Origin of the sequence: Candidatus Salinivivens marinus (assembly GCF_965655845.1) — a bacterium.
Taxonomy (GTDB): domain Bacteria; phylum Pseudomonadota; class Alphaproteobacteria; order Rhodobacterales; family Rhodobacteraceae; genus Salinivivens; species Salinivivens marinus.
Genome location: NZ_CBFHHX010000004.1, coordinates 1 through 12796, shown reverse-complemented (window position 1 = coordinate 12796; position 12796 = coordinate 1). Strand labels below are relative to the sequence as shown.

At 41.0% G+C, this 12796-nt stretch carries 11 protein-coding genes; 3 read left to right on the top strand and 8 right to left on the bottom strand.

Annotated features, from left to right (window positions below):
• Positions 1-10: 10 nt before the first annotated feature.
• The 8 genes from groES to rsmI all read right to left on the bottom strand — a co-directional run bounded on the left by groES (position 11) and on the right by rsmI (position 8458).
• Positions 11-298, bottom strand: a complete 288-nt coding sequence (groES, locus tag ACTF5Q_RS04765) for a co-chaperone GroES (protein ID WP_020045095.1) — start codon at positions 296-298, stop codon at positions 11-13.
• Positions 299-513: 215 nt separating this feature from the next.
• On the bottom strand, positions 514-2541 hold the full coding sequence (locus ACTF5Q_RS04760; protein WP_438953525.1) for a M3 family metallopeptidase: 2028 nt from the start codon (positions 2539-2541) through the stop codon (positions 514-516).
• Positions 2528-3583, bottom strand: a complete 1056-nt coding sequence (locus ACTF5Q_RS04755; RefSeq protein ID WP_438953524.1) for a HesA/MoeB/ThiF family protein — start codon at positions 3581-3583, stop codon at positions 2528-2530. Before ACTF5Q_RS04755 ends, ACTF5Q_RS04760 begins: the two co-directional genes overlap by 14 nt.
• Entirely contained in the window at positions 3583-4050 is a 468-nt protein-coding gene (gene dut / locus ACTF5Q_RS04750; RefSeq protein ID WP_438953523.1) for a dUTP diphosphatase, read from the bottom strand. The genes ACTF5Q_RS04755 and dut overlap by 1 nt, the downstream gene beginning before the upstream one ends.
• Complete coding sequence (gene coaBC, locus ACTF5Q_RS04745; RefSeq protein ID WP_438953692.1) at positions 4050-5246, bottom strand: bifunctional phosphopantothenoylcysteine decarboxylase/phosphopantothenate--cysteine ligase CoaBC; 1197 nt, start codon at positions 5244-5246, stop codon at positions 4050-4052. The genes dut and coaBC overlap by 1 nt, the downstream gene beginning before the upstream one ends.
• A 216-nt stretch (positions 5247-5462) precedes the next feature.
• Positions 5463-6338: an RNA polymerase factor sigma-32 gene (locus ACTF5Q_RS04740; protein WP_438953522.1), complete on the bottom strand. Its 876-nt coding sequence runs from the start codon at positions 6336-6338 to the stop codon at positions 5463-5465.
• Positions 6339-6554: 216 nt separating this feature from the next.
• Entirely contained in the window at positions 6555-7493 is a 939-nt protein-coding gene (gshB, locus tag ACTF5Q_RS04735; RefSeq protein ID WP_438953521.1) for a glutathione synthase, read from the bottom strand.
• Between the two features lie 104 nt (positions 7494-7597).
• The gene (gene rsmI / locus ACTF5Q_RS04730) at positions 7598-8458 is read right to left on the bottom strand and encodes a 16S rRNA (cytidine(1402)-2'-O)-methyltransferase (RefSeq protein ID WP_438953520.1); all 861 of its coding nucleotides are present in this window, start codon (positions 8456-8458) and stop codon (positions 7598-7600) included.
• 73 nt (positions 8459-8531) lie between these two features.
• Here rsmI and ACTF5Q_RS04725 point away from each other — a divergent pair, with 73 nt between their 5' ends.
• From ACTF5Q_RS04725 to ACTF5Q_RS04715, 3 genes are all read left to right on the top strand, one after another.
• On the top strand, positions 8532-9707 hold the full coding sequence (locus ACTF5Q_RS04725) for a penicillin-binding protein activator (RefSeq protein ID WP_438953519.1): 1176 nt from the start codon (positions 8532-8534) through the stop codon (positions 9705-9707).
• A complete protein-coding gene (locus ACTF5Q_RS04720) occupies positions 9670-12480 on the top strand; it encodes a [protein-PII] uridylyltransferase (protein ID WP_438953518.1) in 2811 nt (936 codons plus the stop codon). The genes ACTF5Q_RS04725 and ACTF5Q_RS04720 overlap by 38 nt, the downstream gene beginning before the upstream one ends.
• A partial coding sequence (locus tag ACTF5Q_RS04715; RefSeq protein WP_438953517.1) for a lipid II flippase MurJ occupies positions 12480-12796 on the top strand: 317 nt, incomplete at its 3' end. The genes ACTF5Q_RS04720 and ACTF5Q_RS04715, both read left to right, overlap by 1 nt.

Here is a 12796-nt window from a genome sequence, read left to right as displayed (position 1 = left end):
GTAACGCGATTTAGGACAAAATGCCTAAAACATCGCTTTCTTTCATGATCAATAACTCTTCGCCATCGATCGTAACTTCTGTACCTGACCATTTGCCAAAGAGTATTTTGTCACCCTCCTTAACGGCCATAGCAATCAGCTCTCCGTTATCTTTGCGGGCACCTTCGCCAGCAGCGACAACAAGGCCTTCAGCAGGTTTCTCTTTTGCACTATCAGGGATGATCAACCCACCAGCAGTTTTCTCATCACTTTCCACGCGACGCACTAGGACGCGATCGTGAAGCGGTTTTAATGCCATTTTCAAGGCTCCTTTAATAAGTTTCGGTCCTGCTCATTCGAGCATTTAGCACTCACCATTGAAGAGTGCTAACGAAGGTCAAATAGGTATGCCGGCAGTAAGAGTCAAGAGAAGCAACAAAAAAATCTGTGTTAGAAAATAACAGTGCTAATAAACGCAGAAACTCTCGTCTATCCAGCATCTAATTTATTCTGCAAAAATTGCTTAGTTAGAGATCAATTTAAACCTCTAGCCTTAATCATGGCTGATGGATCAGGTAACCGGCCTCTAAACCTCTTGTATAGAATTGCCGGCTCCTCAGACCCACCTGCAGCTAGGATATTTTTCTCTAACGACTTTGCAACTACGGGATCAAAAGGGTCTTTTGCTTCCTCAAACGCAGCGAAGGCATCGGCGTCCATCACCTCGGACCACATGTAACTGTAATAGCCACTAGCATAGCCACTGCCTGAAAAAACATGCGCAAAATGTGGTACGGAGTGTCGCATGCCAATCGCTTTGGGAACTTTAAGCTGATGCAAAATCTGATCTTGCCTTTCCAATATGTCGACCGGTGTTTCCTCTAGATGTAAGTATAGATCTACAAAAGCTGATGCCAGGTACTCTGTTGTTTGAAATCCCATATCGAAAGTAGATGCTTCCAGAATAGAATAAAGCATTTCTTCCGGTAAAGTTTTCCCAGTTTTACAGTGTATTGCAAATTCTTTTAGGACTTCAGGGACTTCCAGCCAATGTTCAAATAATTGACTGGGCAATTCAACAAAGTCACGCGCTACTGATGTACCAGAAATGATATCATAAGTTACATCGGATAAAATTTGGTGAAGCGCATGACCAAATTCGTGAAATAAAGTTCGTGCATCCTCAAATGACAGAACCGTATTGTCTAATCTTGAAAAGTTACAGACATTAATAACAATTGGTATTTGCTCGTTGGGAAACTTTGCCTGTGACCTCATCGCACTACACCAAGCACCCGATCTTTTTGACGGACGAGAGAAATAATCGCCAATAAAGACAGCAATACTTTTCCCTTTTCTCGAAACTGTCCAAGCACGACAATCTTCATGATAAAGAGGTATCTCTAATGGTGAAAACTCTAAACTAAATAACTTGGAGGCACATTTAAACTTTGCATTAATTAGGTTATCTAATTGAAAAAAAGGTTTCACGCTTTCTTCATCTAAATCATATTCTTTAAGACGCCTTCGCTCGGCGTAAAACCTCCAGTCCCAACCTTTTAAAGTATCATTGACACCGTCATCACGCATCATTGCAGTCAAAAGCGCTTCATCCCTAATTGCTACTACTCGTGCAGGACCCCAGACTTTTTTCAGTAGATTTTCTACATTTTCTGGCGAGGCCGCCATCTCAGTATCTAATTTGTAATGTGAGTAGGACTCAAATCCTAAAAGTTTTGCCATTTCTGCCCTTAATTTAAGGGTCTGTTGAGCAAGTTTTACATTGTCTCGAGCACCACCATTGGCACCACGTTTTATCCAAGCAATATACGCGATCTTCCTCAGCTCACGATCAGGACAAAATTGCAAGAAAGGGGTAATTAATGAACGCGAAAGTGTTAAAACAGGGTCATTAATACCACGTTCTTGACCAGCCTGTTTTAAAGCCTCAACTAGAAATGAAGGAAGCAACTCAAGCGTTTCTCGCTTTAATTCCATGAACCAGTCACGCTCATCACTCAACAAATTCTGAGAAAACTTAGTACCGATTACGGCTAACTGTTTACTTATGTCTTGAAACCTTGTCTTATTTCTTCCTTTCAGCGCGGCTCCTGAACGGACAAAGTTTCTATGAACAAGCTTTAAAACCCTATCTTGCTCCTGATCTAAGCCATTCAAGTGCTTTGTCTCTACAACTCGATCAATCCTGTCAAAAAGCTCAGTATTAGAATAAATATTTGTATTATGATCGCTTAGCTTAGATGAAAAAACTAAAAGTAGTTCATCCCGTTTTTTATTGGTGTGAGCTCCTGCTATAGTATAAAAAGTAGATACAATCCGATCCAGCAATTGACCTGTTGAAAGAAGGGCTTCAATAGTATTCTCGAAAGTAGGTTCATTTCTATTTTTTATTATTTCCTCAACCTCAATTAATGCCTTAGAGCAAGCTATCTCCAAGGCAGGCCGGAAATGTTCATCATAAATAACATTAAAGGGCGCAATTTCATGTTGGGTTTCCCATTTTCCTAATAACGGGTTTTGTGATTGATCAGACAGCGCCATTCGCACAGATCCTGCAATTAGTAGCTTTATTAACCTTAATTGATCTTGTTTCGGCTTGCATCGCATCATAAATCAACATGACACCATTCAATCCATTACCAACATCCAGAATATGTTTAATGGCCTCTGCAGCCATTAAAGTTCCAATCACGCCAGGTAAGGCTGAGAAAACGCCCGCTTCTGCACACGTAGGTGCTAATCCAGCCGCTGGTTTTTCAGGGAAAATACACTGATAACATGGAGAATTAAGAGAATGGTCGAAGACCATTACCTGTCCTTCCCACTGACTCAGGGCGCCAGAAACAACTACTTTGGAGAGAGATTTTGCCACCTCATTTACCAAATATCGGGTCTCAAAATTATCACTACCCTCAATGATTATATCGTACTCAGAAAGAAGTTCACTCGCTATATCGCGGCTTAACCGTCTGTGATAAGGTTTAACTTTAATATAGGGATTCTGATCTTCAATAGCTCTTTGTGCAGAAAAAACTTTGGGAAGTCCTATCGAATGATCATTATGGATCACTTGGCGTTGAAGGTTTGATTGATCCACCACATCATCATCAATAATTCCAAGTGTACCAATACCTGCGGCAGAAAGGTACTGCAGCACCGGGGAGCCTAAGCCGCCAGCACCAACAACCAGTACAGAGGCTGATTTGAGCTTTTTTTGACCTAAACCACCAATTTCACGCATTATCAAATGCCGCGAGTATCGGTCCAATTCAAAGTCGGAAAAACTTATTTCGGAAGAGTGTTCAGATTTAATTTCTTGGGTATTTTTTATAGATAATGATCTTATGCGTTTTAGTATTTCTCGGTAGAAATAAACTACTAGAAATATACTTATCAGAAGAGCCCACGGTTCCAAACTACCACCTAATGCAACTCGTAGATTGTTTTCAGGCGGCAGAGTTAAATGAACACATGAAATAAAAACTGATAGTCCGATTGCAACAGCAGGCACAATTGGTTTGGACAATTGTAGTTTGCGGGCAATAATCCAAAATACAACAAATCCTATAATAATAGAAAACATTAATCTATTCCCGTGGATCCAAAGCCAGTTGCACCACGCTCTGTTTCAGCTAGATCTTTAGAAAGTAAAAATTTCATTTGTGCGACCTCTGCAACAACCATTTGAGCAATACGGTCGCCATGGGAAATTTTGAATTCCTGGTCCCCAGAATTAATAAGTATCACCGCAACTTCTCCACGGTAATCACAATCAATGGTACCAGGACTGTTGAGAACAGTTACACCATTTTTGATTGCAAGACCTGATCTTGGTCTAATTTGCACTTCATGTCCTTCAGGTATCTCCATCATTAAGCCAGTAGGAATTAAAGACCAACACCCAGGCATTAATATTTTACCAAAATTTCTTATGCTTTCAGGAAAGTTAGCGCGAAGATCTGCACCAGATGAACCATTGGTTGCATATTTCGGTATTGGTACATTTTCATCTGCACCAGACGTATGTCTTATTTTGAGCGTTAAAGACATCAAAGCTCCAAAGCGTCACATATTTTTGCCGCTAGTTTTCTGGCAACTGATTTTTTTGACATCAAAGGCCAATCTTCTTTTTTCTTTTTGGTAAAGATAGTAATTTTATTTTCATCACCACCCATAACTCCTGTACTATCGGATACATCGTTCGCAATGATCCAATCACAGCCTTTTTTCTTAAATTTTGTCTCAGCATTTTTATGTACGTCTGAGGTTTCAGCTGCAAAACCGATCACTAACTGGGGCCTATTTTCCTGCAAATTACTAACATAGCGTAAAATGTCTGGGTTTTCCTTGAATTTTAACACGGGCAAGCGTTCATTATCTTTTTTGATTTTTTGCTCTGCTACTTCATCGAAATACCAATCACCAACTGCTGCAACAAAAACTGCAACGTCAGCAGGTAATTGATCCAACACAGCTTTATACATCTCTCGCCCTGTTTCTATATTTACTAAATCTACATTAGGCGGGGTGGCCACTGCACTTGGGCCAGTTATGAAAACTACATTAGCACCCAAATCCGCCAAGGCGCTGGCTATTGCTGTCCCCTGTGCACCAGATGACTTGTTCGCTATATACCTGATCGGATCCATCATTTCGTGCGTGGTGCCAGATGTAACAATAATACGCTTGCCTGAAAGTGGACCTTCCTTAAAGTAACTATTCAGAAATGTTATTACTTCCGCTGGTTCAGACATTCGGCCAAATCCAAATTCCCCGCAAGCCATATCTCCCTGATTGGGGCCAATAGTAACAATGCCATCATCACGAATGGCACCAAGATTTCTTTGGGTTGCTGGATGATGCCACATTCGCACATTCATAGAAGGAGCTACTAATACCGGCTTATCAGTCGCTAGCAAAAGCGTTGAGGCGAGATCATCACAAGTCCCTTGTGCCATTTTTGATAAAAAATCAGCTGACGCAGGGGCTACTAGAATTATATCGGCGGATCTTGATAGTTCTATATGTCCCATCTCTGCTTCTGCTGTTAAATCAAATAATTCAGTGTAGACCTTTGAACCCGCGATTGCCGAAACAGATAATGGTGTTACGAACTGTTGAGAAGATTTCGTCATTACAGGTACGACTGAGGCTTTATTCACTTGCAACAAACGTATCAACTCAAGTGACTTATACGCCGCAATTCCTCCAGTAATAACCAGTAGAATCTTTTTGCCTTCTAACATATTACCCTCAGACGAATTTATAGAAAACATAGTAATAAGCCGTCAAAGTAGCAAGGCGTCAGTTCCAAAATGATTGTTGTGCATGTTACACAGAGCAGTCATATTTCATTACAGAGTTATACCATTACTGAATTGCACTGATTATATATAGCTGCGTTTCCGTACAACTTTACTCCTTAAACATCGAAGTATTGTAAATGGGCTCCGAAGGCCAGTTTATAAGAAGTTTTGCACTTCCCGCGCGTTTTTTTCTAAGAAACGACGCATTTTTGTAAACGCCGCAGCTTCTATTTGACGAACACGCTCCTTTGACAGACCCAGCTCCTGTCCCAAACTTTCAAGTGTTCGAGGTTCATCAATTATCTGTCTTTCCTTAACAATAAATTTTTCTCTTTCAGAGAGACCGCCCATTGCACCAAGCAACCAATTTCGCAAGTTATCTTGGTCATGTGCTGCTTCAACGGTGTTAGAGTCGATGGAATCCTCGTCCTCAATGATATCAATCCATTCCCTGCCATCCTCATCAGACGCTTGAGTAGCATTTAGTGAATAATCAGTTCCGGATAAACGACCGTCCATCATTTCTACGTCACCCACAGGCACACCTATTTCAGTAGCTATCATTTCATGAAGTTGGCTTCGGTCCAACGGACCGCCATCTTGCATGGCCTCACGCTCTATCTGAGCTTGAACCCTTCTCATGTTGAAGAATAATGATTTTTGACTACTTGTGGATCCAGTTCTTACCAAAGACCAATTCCGCATAACATAATCTTGAATACCCGCTTTAATCCACCATACTGCGTACGTGGAGAACCGCACACCACGATCCGGGTCAAATTTATCAGCTGCTTTCATTAATCCTAGGCCAGCCTCTTGGATCAGATCAGACATGGGTGCGCCATATCGTTTGAATTTGGAAGCCATCGAAATTGCCAGTCGCATGTAAGCGCTGATTAGTCGATGCAAAGCTTTTTCATCCCGATTGTTTCTCCATGCATAAGCTAGTTGCAATTCTGTCTCAGCATCGAGCAACTCAGCCTTCATTGCTTTTCTTGATAACGCTCTGTCCCCGCCGATATCTAAAGCCATAATTCTCTCCAACCAATAAAATATTATTTTTTAGTTATCGAATTAATTACGTAGTAGCGGTTCATCTGGATCACTTACATCCATAATTTTTATCGGGAATTTGCAAAAGCAAAGCAGAATTGATCCCAAAACATGTCCAAAGGATACTCATTTTATAATAATTAAAGTGTGTCGATAGCTATTAACTAAGAAATAGTTTTACGATTTGTCTCTGGATCAAACCTTTAGCTTTTCATCGATTGCGTTCCATATGATGCTAGCAGCATTTATTCCGTCAAAACGCTCCAATTCATGCAGGCCGGTTGGCGAAGTAACATTAATTTCAGTTAGAAAGTCACCAATAACATCAATACCCACAAAAATTTGTCCCTTTTCTTTAAGAGTGGGCCCAATTGTGTTGCAAATCTCTATGTCTCTCTCGCTTAAACCAATTTTAGTTGCGGTCCCACCAACATGCATATTTGATCTTATTTCTCCTGAAATTGGCACCCGGTTAATTGCACCCACAGGATTACCATCAACTAAAATAATTCTTTTATCACCTCTGGTAACTTGCGGTAAGAACTGTTGTGCCACCAGCGGTTCTCTCGAGAAATTGGCATACATCTCAACAATAGACTCTAAATTCTGATCATCAAGATTCAAACGTAAAACTCCAGTACCACCATTTCCGTACAGTGGTTTTACTATAATATCGCCATACTTTTCCTTAAAGGCCTTTAAGACATCAATATTACGGGTAATTGAGGTTGGTGGGATCAACTCTGGAAAATTTAAAACAAGTAATTTCTCAGGTAGGTTCCTTACCCAAAAAGGATCGTTTACAACCAAAGTTTGCGGCTTAAGCGCATCTAAAATGAATGTTGTCGTAATGTAATGCATATCAAAAGGAGGATCCTGTCTCAGCCAAACAACATCAAACTCACTAAGTTCAACAACTTCTTCGGGACCCAGCTGCACAGACTCATTTTCTTTACCAATAATTTTAAAAAAATGGCCTGATGCGATAGCTTTACCATTTTCTGACGTTAACTTGTTTGGTTCGTAGTAAAATAATAAGTGTCCACGAAGCTGTGCTTCTTCTGCTATCCTGAACGTGCTATCAGCTTTAGGATCAACCGTTGTTATCGGATCCATCTGAAAAGCTACTTTCATAATTTGCACTCCATTTGAACCCTAGCTGCCCATCTTTTGAACCAAAAAGCTCAAAATTTCAATGTATTTTGCAATTTATGATTTTAATCTTGTAACTTAGTCAATTATAAGTTGTTACGCATCGACAATGCCAGATTGTAGACATATCGCTTACTTAATCCATGAGCAGCCGCAACAAAATTTGATGCATCCTTTAGAGTCATTTTTGAAAGCGCTACACTCAATTCAGCCTTTACATCGGTGTCCGTCAACCCTGTGGAGATAGGACGATCAAGTAATACAACCAACTCTCCCTTTAGCTGCTCTTTTTGTATGATCGCGTACAATTCGGCTAATGTCCCCGATATAATTTGTTCAAATTTTTTTGTTAATTCCCGTGCAATAACTGCACGTCGATTTTCTCCCATGATGGCAACCAAGTCATCAAACATTTTAATCAATCTTTTTGGGGATTCGTAGAAAATTAAAGTACTATGGATATTCGAAAGTTCTTTCAGCTTATTACGTCTCTTCTCCTTAGTCACTGGCAAGAAACCCTCAAAAAAGAACCGATCTGTAGGAAGCCCAGACAGAGTTAATGCAGTGATACAAGCAGACGCGCCTGGAACAGACGTAACATAAAAGCCCCTATCGGCCGCCTGCTTCGAGAGTTGATATCCTGGATCAGCAATTAAGGGCATCCCTGCATCTGAGGCATACGCAACAGCCATATTTCTGTCCAGCCATTCAAAAATTTTTGGTCTTACTTGGTCACCATTACAATCATTATACGAAAGCAATGGGCGATCATTTATAGGAATATTGTGTATATTCAATAGTTTACGCATTGAACGCGTGTCTTCAGCTGCTATAGCATCACAAGAAAACAAAACATCAAGTGCTCTCAGCGTAATATCACGAGCCGAGCCCAATGGCGTTGCCACGAGATACAAGCCAGATTTCAATTTCTCACTATGGTAATTCACCCCTAGACCCCATCTCAAACACGTCTATTATACAGCTCTGTATACAAATTGAAATTCTATGCGAGCTTGGTTTATGACCTTTCGACTGTCACGGTTTACAAAAAAAATACTATCAGTTCCATTGATAGGCTCATTACTGCTTTTCATAAGTGCGTGCGAAATGCAAACCTCTTCAGTAGGAACTGGTCAATTGATTAATCTGGAAGAACCAATTCCGGTAGCATTATTGGTACCCAAGACTTCTCGAAATGCCTCCAGCGTAGCCATTAGCCTTGAAAATGCTACGCGGCTTGCAATATCTCAACTGGATACCGCCAAAATACAGTTAAAAGTATACGACACTTACGGATCATCAAAAATTGCGGCCAATCAGGCTAAACTGGCCGTCAAAGAAGGTGCTAAAATTATTATTGGGCCACTTTTCGGAGACGCTGCCAACGAAGCCGGGATCGCAGTCTCCGGCGAAAACGTAAACGTACTAAGTTTCTCAAATAACCCCACTGTAGCCGGTGGAAATCTTTTTATACTGGGAAAAACCTTCGAAAATACGGCGGAACGTTTAATCAAATTTGCTGCTTCGAAAGGAAAAAGACGAGCTGTCATTATTTATCCAGATACTGTGGAGGGTAGGCTTGGTCGAGCGGCTCTTGATGCAGCAACGAAAAAATCAAATATTAGAATAGTTGCAACTCAAAGCTTTTCATTTACTCAAGAAAGCGTAGTGAACTCAGTTCCGTTAGTTAGGGCGGCAGCAAAGATTTATGACGCTGATTTACTATTACTTACGTCAAATAGCGCAGGCGCCTTACCCTTGCTAGCTCAATTATTGCCAGAAGCGGGACTTAATCCAAAAAAGATCCAATACGCTGGACTTGCACGATGGGATATCCCAGCGCAAAACATAAATTTACCTGGCCTCCAAGGAGGCTGGTTTGCGGTACCTGAAACCGCAAGATACGAAGTTTTTTCAGATCACTATTTCGCAGAATATCGGGAAAAACCACACCCGCTAGCAGGGCTCGCATTCGATGCTATCTCAGCAGTCGGAGCTCTTGCACAATCAGGATACGCAAATGCTGTTACAACTAAAGCTCTCACTCGAAAATCAGGCTTTTCTGGTGTCGATGGGATTTTCCGTTTCACGGCCGCTGGCACTAATCAGCGCGGTTTAGCCATTGCACAAATCTCGGACTCACAGGTAAATATAATTGATGACGCGCCCCAATCGTTTAACCGTTCCGGTATGTGACCCTAAATCACTAAAACCTGACTTGGATGAGGTAGGGCTTGTTTCTGCACCAGAAAAGATTTTTGACGCTCTTAGTTTCACGAGTTTTCTAAATAATTGTTATTCCGACGCAGCAGATTTAAAAATTTTCCGAGATAATGCGGTTGCAGAACTGCGGCGCATCCGAAAAGCTGGTATGGATGAGATAGCAAGCAGTTTTTTGCAAGATCCACTTGCTGCTGAAAAAGTCATTCGCTCATATACCTGGCTTACAGACTGTATTGTCAAATCAGTATGGAATATAAGCAAAATATGGCTACACCCAGTTCCAAACCCAACGCAGGCTGAAAAATTATCTTTAATCGCAGTTGGGGGTTATGGCCGCAAAGAGATGGCACCATACTCTGATGTAGATCTGCTTTTTTTAACACCGTATAAAATTACACCTTGGGCTGAAAGTGCCATTGAAACTATTCTATATATTTTGTGGGACTTAAAACTTAAAATTGGACATTCTTCACGAACGATAAATGATTGTTTGAGATTGGGGAAAGAAGATTACACTATTCGTACTGCTTTATTAGAACAGCGTTTTATAGATGGAGATCATGCTACTGCAAAAGAGTTAGAAAAGCGATTGTGGTCCGGGTTATTCAACTCAACTGCAAAAGATTTTATATCAGCTAAATTGCAAGAAAGAGAACTGCGCCATGAAAAACAAGGCGGTCAACGCTATATGGTGGAACCCAACGTTAAAGAGGGCAAAGGCGGCCTGAGAGACCTACAATCATTATTTTGGATTGCGAAATATTTGTACCATTTAAAGGAACAGTCAGATCTGGTGAAGCTTGGAATGTTACGAAAAGATGAGTTTGCAAAGTTTCAGCAAGCGGAAAATTTCTTGTGGGCAGTCCGCTGCCATCTCCATATTTTCACACAGCGACCAACCGATCAGTTGTCTTTCGACCTGCAAGTCGAAGCATCTGAACGTATGGGCTACAAAGACACAAAAGCTCGTCGAGCGGTAGAATTATTCATGCAGGATTATTTTACCCATGCAACAAGAGTGGGGGATATAACGCGGATATTTTTAACTGCTTTGGAAGCAAAACATGTTAAAGAAATGCCACTACTCCAGAGAATTTTTAGGCGATTGCCACAAATCAAGGATCCATACATAGTTTCACAGAATAGATTGTCGGTTAAGTCATTTGATGAGTTTTTAAGAGATAAACTAAACCTGTTGCGACTATTTGAAGAGGCACTTAGGACAGGATTATTAATTCATCCGGATGCTATGCGAGCAGTATCGGCTAATATTCATCTCTTTGATGAGCAAATGCGCCAAGACAAAGAAGCCCAACGTATTTTCATGGATTTATTGATAAAGCATGGGAATCCAGAAAGAGCGCTACGCAGAATGAACGAGTTGGGCGCATTAGCTGCGTTCATACCTGAATTCCAACCAATTGTAGCAATGATGCAGTTTAATATGTATCATAGCTACACGGTAGATGAGCACACGATCCAATGCATTTCACATCTGGCTCAGATTGAAAGAGAAGAATTAATGGAAGAGCTTCCTATCGCAAGCTCCATTCTTAAAAAAGGCGCAAACAGGCGCATTCTATACATCAGTCTACTGCTCCATGACATAGGCAAAGGACGGGATGAAGATCACTCGGTATTGGGTGCGCGGATCTCACGAAAAGTTGCACCACGATTGGGCCTCAGCAAGAAGGAGGTAGAAACTGTTGAATGGCTGATACGATACCACCTGTTAATGTCCGATATGGCTCAAAAAAGAGACATTGCCGATCCCAGAACAGTTAGAGATTTTGCGAAAGCAGTCCAAACTGTAAACCGACTAGATCTACTTACAGTGCTTACGGTATGCGATATCCGTGGTGTGGGTCCAAATACCTGGAATAATTGGAAAGCAGTATTGATCCGAGCTTTGTATAGGCAAACAAAGAAAGTTTTGGAGAATGGATATGAAGCAATTACACGGGAAAATAGGGGTGCGGAGGCCAAGAAGAACCTTAAAGCTAGATTAGTTTCTTTGAACTCTAGGCAGGTGCGAAGTGAATTATCGCGCCATTACGATCCATACTGGCAAGGATTACATGTAACAGCGCATGAAACATTTGCCAATTTACTAAGAGACATTGCCGATGACGAAATTAAAATAAACTTACATCCTGATCAAGACAGAGACGCGACTAGAATATGCTTTGCGCTGAATGACCATCCCGGCATATTTTCTAGGCTAGCTGGAGCGTTAGCACTTGTTGGAGCAAACGTAGTGGACGCGAGAACATATACATCAAAGGATGGATATGCAACGGCTGCATTTTGGGTTCAGGATAAGTATGGAAATCCATATAAGGTTACTCATCTTAAAAGATTGCATGCCATGATTGAGAAAACTTTGAAGGGTGAGGTAATTACACAAGAAGCTATAAAAGACCGTGACAGGCTCAAAAAACGTGAGAGAGCATTTAACGTGCCTACTTCAATAACTTTCGATAATGACGGATCCGAAATTTATACACTAATCGAGGTAGACACAAGAGATCGACCGGGCCTTTTGTTTGATTTAACGAGAGCACTGGCAAATATGAATGTTTATATCGCCTCTGCTGTAATAGCCACATATGGTGAACAGGTTGTAGATACTTTTTATGTCAAAGATACCTTTGGATTAAAATTCCATAGCCCCTCAAAACAGCGTGCTCTGGAAGATAAGCTCCGTTTGGCGATAGAGCTAGGTGTTAAAAGGGCAGAACTATAATGCAGGTCAAGCTAACCAAAAGTGTTATCACAGTTGGCTCTTGGACTTTGATTAGTCGTATTCTGGGGATGGTTAGAGAAGTTCTACTCTCAACTTTCATTGGAGCAGGACCTCTTCTAGACGCCTTTGTGGCTGCTTTCAGATTACCCAATATTTTTAGACGTTTTTTTGCAGAAGGTGCCTTTAATGCAGCGTTTGTACCATTATTTGCAAAGCGTTATGAAAGTAACATGGAACCCAAGGAGTTTGCTAACAATGTTTTTGCAAACTTACTAACTTTACTTTTAATACTTACATCAATTGCCATGGTTTTTAT

Excerpts from the sequence above, each read along its gene's own strand:
- groES (WP_020045095.1), bottom strand. The coding sequence starts at position 298 with ATGGCATTAAAACCGCTTCACGATCGCGTCCTAGTGCGTCGCGTGGAA.
- ACTF5Q_RS04760 (WP_438953525.1), bottom strand. The coding sequence starts at position 2,541 with ATGGCGCTGTCTGATCAATCACAAAACCCGTTATTAGGAAAATGGGAA.
- ACTF5Q_RS04755 (WP_438953524.1), bottom strand. The coding sequence starts at position 3,583 with ATGTTTTCTATTATTATAGGATTTGTTGTATTTTGGATTATTGCCCGC.
- dut (WP_438953523.1), bottom strand. The coding sequence starts at position 4,050 with ATGTCTTTAACGCTCAAAATAAGACATACGTCTGGTGCAGATGAAAAT.
- coaBC (WP_438953692.1), bottom strand. The coding sequence starts at position 5,246 with ATGTTAGAAGGCAAAAAGATTCTACTGGTTATTACTGGAGGAATTGCG.
- ACTF5Q_RS04740 (WP_438953522.1), bottom strand. The coding sequence starts at position 6,338 with ATGGCTTTAGATATCGGCGGGGACAGAGCGTTATCAAGAAAAGCAATG.
- gshB (WP_438953521.1), bottom strand. The coding sequence starts at position 7,493 with ATGAAAGTAGCTTTTCAGATGGATCCGATAACAACGGTTGATCCTAAA.
- ACTF5Q_RS04725 (WP_438953519.1), top strand. The coding sequence starts at position 8,532 with ATGACCTTTCGACTGTCACGGTTTACAAAAAAAATACTATCAGTTCCA.
- ACTF5Q_RS04720 (WP_438953518.1), top strand. The coding sequence starts at position 9,670 with ATGACGCGCCCCAATCGTTTAACCGTTCCGGTATGTGACCCTAAATCA.